We start from the raw sequence: 1,056 nt of genomic DNA on the forward strand, positions 1-1,056 counted from the left end.
CCGCTCCGCTTATAGCAGTCTCGCTTGCCGCGGTTAGCGAATAATTTCTAAACTCGTCTTGTAAAAACAAAGGCTCGTCGAGTTTTACGTTTTCTACGGCTTTTAATTTCATACTCCAGCTCCCTTTAAATATCTTTGAAGCGCTGCTGCGGTATCTTCGTCGGTTTGAGCTTTGTAGCTTGCCCCGCCTAAATTGAAGTTTAAATTTACGTTTTTAGCAGCAGCGGCATTCGGCTTTATAAACTCGGCGGCATAACCCTCTATGTTTAGACCCTGCTTCGCTCTGGATAATAGATCCTCGGCAAGAGCGCGGAAGTTTGTAAAATAATCGTTTCCCTTAATCCTAAAAAATCCCGGATATTGCGCACTCCATGACCTAACGGCGTCAAGCCCATTCCTGAAAAGCTTTTTGTCGATCATCGAATAGAATTTATCGGAGAGCCTATTGGCTAACCTCCTAACATCTGCGGAGCTTATGCTCATATCTATTCTTTGCATAAACTCGCTGTTTTGGCGAGCTAGTACAAGCCCGCCGCTAGCGAAGTGGGCTAACTTCTCTTTTGGGATCGCTCTAGCGTTTAGCTTCGCAAAAAATTTAGCGCCGTAGTAGTCCACGGCTCTGACGTTTTGGATAAACTCACCTCTGCTTAGTAGCGCAGGCACATCATCCCTGCCTGCGGTATCATGTCCGGCGATCTTGCCGCTATATCGCCTAAAAAGCTCCACCGCTCCGCCGCTAGCAAAAGCTGCGGTATTCGTGCCTTTTATCTTGCCTCCGCCTATGGTTTTGACATGGATCGTATGGACCGATGATGTGGGCCTTTTAAGAGTCTCGATCGTCTTTTGCGCCGCTTTAGCATCCGGATCGATCGTATGGATGCTTGAGCTTGGAGCTTGCAGGCTTTTTTTCGCCTCCTGCGCTGCCGCGTCGTCTGCAGTTATCTTTATGCTAGCCCCTCCGTTCATTGCGTCTTTAAGCTCGGCGATTTTGGTTTTTACATCCTCAAATCCCTCGGCACTAAAATCTATCTTACCCTCTGCAGCCCTTTGTTTTAG

General features: G+C 47.6%; 1 protein-coding gene. It reads right to left on the reverse strand.

The genetic code is table 11. The features are described 5' to 3' along the window. Positions 1-108 precede the first annotated feature (108 nt). The coding region (locus Q0135_RS01075; RefSeq protein WP_297987561.1) for a hypothetical protein at positions 109-1,056 on the reverse strand (948 nt) is incomplete at its 5' end.

Source organism: uncultured Campylobacter sp. (assembly GCF_937981295.1).
Lineage (GTDB): Bacteria > Campylobacterota > Campylobacteria > Campylobacterales > Campylobacteraceae > Campylobacter_B.